The 2,489-nt window shown below is 39.4% G+C and carries 2 protein-coding genes and 1 pseudogene; 1 reads left to right on the top strand and 2 read right to left on the bottom strand.

What is annotated here, in order from left to right:
• Nucleotides 1-265: 265 nt before the first annotated feature.
• Nucleotides 266-628, bottom strand: a pseudogene (locus R5R67_RS19150) (putative solute-binding protein); the annotation flags it as partial.
• A gap of 38 nt (nt 629-666) precedes the next feature.
• A complete protein-coding gene (locus tag R5R67_RS19145) occupies nt 667-2,058 on the bottom strand; it encodes an RNA-guided endonuclease InsQ/TnpB family protein (RefSeq protein ID WP_016658436.1) in 1,392 nt (463 codons plus the stop codon).
• A gap of 72 nt (nt 2,059-2,130) precedes the next feature.
• On the opposite strand from R5R67_RS19145, the gene tnpA reads away from it, so the two are divergent.
• The coding region (gene tnpA / locus R5R67_RS19140; protein ID WP_318755178.1) for an IS200/IS605 family transposase at nt 2,131-2,489 on the top strand (359 nt) is incomplete at its 3' end.

Raw genomic sequence — 2,489 nt, 5'->3', positions numbered from 1 at the left:
TTTTTCATTGTATTTGTCCTTACAGAATCGTCTTTCATCAAGAGTGTCCATACACTTGCTGAATATTAAGCAACTTGTTTTTAAAAAAATAGAGCTTTTACTCCAAATATTTTTAAATCGTGACCAATTCAATTTATGCTGCTGCTGATCTCAAACCCACAAATTGCAGAGATCAACAGTATTTTCAATGGCTTAAAAATTTCAGGCAGAGCGGCGAAAATTTACACATCGTGGCCACTTTTTTACAAACTTATAACCATTTTCTCTATTCGCCGCCGAGTGAACATTCAAAATTGGTGCGTTCTACCGTGCATCGTGCCCGTTTCAGGACCCGCATCATCGAGCCATCATAAATGCCTTTTTCGGTCAGTTCGATGCGGCCATCACGTAACAGTTTCTGGTATTTGTCCTGATCTTCCTTGCTGAGTCGGGTGCGGTATTTATTCGGAATTTCCGCTTCCAGACGTTTCACCATGGCAAAGTTTTTTGGAATCTGCTGTACAAACCAGCGCCGGGACTGCACTGCAAAACCCTCTGCGAATTTTTCTGGCCGGATAATCAGGTCCGCCGTGACATTCACCACCGGAAAATCAATCATGGCGCCGCGTGTGCCCAAACCTTTATGAACTACTCGGAGCTAAAGCAACCGAGTTTCCGTAGTGCAACCTAAGTTGCACACATCTCTTTTGACGCTTCATTGGTACTGCGAAAAAGGGCTTTAACACCCTTAGTCGTCTTACGAACACCTCTGCGCCCACTAGATGACAAATGATTGTCATCCAACAGCGTTCCACTGTCTAAAATTAAATTAATCGCCCTGTTCTTAATAACAACTGATGCATTGTGATCTGCATTGTCAATGTGTCCACAACTCACGCATTTAAACTTGTCTTGGCTTTTGCGATTGTCGGGGTGAGTGTGACCGCATAAAGCGCACTCTTGACTTGTATAAGAAGCATTGATGGTAAATACCGCTTTACCTAGCTTAACTGCTTTGTAAGCTAGGAATGATGCAATTCTATGCCAACCCACGTTCAGGATAGATTTGTTTAACCCTGCTTTAGCTTTAGCCTTATTAGGAATAAATCGACCTGATTCATCGATCTTTGGTAAAGGCTTTTTAGTCATGCTCTTGGTATTTAATTTTTCAAAGATAAATACCTTAGCTAAACCATTAACTAGGCTATGACTTGTCTTATGAGCAAAGTCCTTGCGAATATTGGCTTTCTTAGAGTGATGCACCGCAATTCGATGTTTAGTCTTAGCTCTTCGGTTTGAGCCTTTTACTTGTCGAGCGAGTTTTCTTTGCAGTCGCTTAATGTAGCGATCTGCTTTTGTTAAATGATTCTTTTGTTCTTTAGAGAAATCAAATTCTTCATAGCCTGCATGAACAGGAATGGTGACACCACGATCTATACCAACCACTATTTTTTGTAGTTGTTCTTCGTCCATGCCCTGCAAATGATCTAACTGTCTTTTGGCGTATTTTTTAGCATCGAATTTCTTACCGTCAAACTCTTGAATCTCAACACCATCTTCATAGCAGAAAGAAACGAAATATTGACCACGCTCTTTGCGAATATAAAGGGATTTCGGTTCTTTAAAGTTAGCATGAGCCTTAAAACTTAATGAGCCTATATTAAATTTTTTACCACCGATATATAGCTTGCGCTTATTTCTTTCCGTGCGAAACTCGAATAAATCAGAGGTTAAATGAATCGAACCTTTATCTGTCTTCTTTTTACGTTTTGGTCGCCCACATAAACCTTTAATAGATTTTTTGAGTGTGTTGTACCAATTAACGGTTGAGTTCTTTTGTATTGTACTAGGGCAGTTTGCAAGCCATGAACTAATCTCATCTGATTTAAAGTGAGCGTATTTTTGATCTTGGGTTTCATAATAGTGATCAAAAGTTGCAAACTTACGGGCAAATCCTCGAAAGTATTTATCCTCATCGCATTTGGCATTCCAAACGAAACGAGCACAACCCATCCACTGACTTAAAATCAGCTTTTGATGTTGTGTTGGGTATGCTCTTAATTGGATGCCTGTTAGCAATTGAAAAACCTCTAGGTGTTGAGGTTATTTTAGCTTAAAATAAGGTTAAAGTAAATCTAGTATGAGGATAAGATGTACGAGTGGAGAACAGGTAGATCATGCATTTATAAAAACATTGTTCACTTAGTATTTGTTACGAAATACAGAAGAGATGTATTAACAAAAGACATGCTTTCCTCCCTAAAAGAGATTATGGAAGAAACCTGTTTGCAAATGGATTGTGAGCTTATTGAGTTTAATGGTGAAGATGATCACATCCACCTGCTTGTAAGTGTTCATCCAAAGCACTCAGTTTCCAACCTAGTTGGAAAACTGAAAGGGAAAAGTTCTTATGTTTTAAGGCGTTCATTTTGGGATGAAGTTAAGGAAAAACTATGGGGCAATCACTTTTGGTCGCCTAGTTACTGCGCTGTATCCTGTGGTGGCGCAAG

Source organism: Acinetobacter sp. OYA S30 (genome assembly GCF_033599315.1).
Taxonomy (GTDB): Bacteria; Pseudomonadota; Gammaproteobacteria; order Pseudomonadales; family Moraxellaceae; genus Acinetobacter; species Acinetobacter baumannii.
This window is presented reverse-complemented; position numbering and strand designations above follow the sequence as displayed.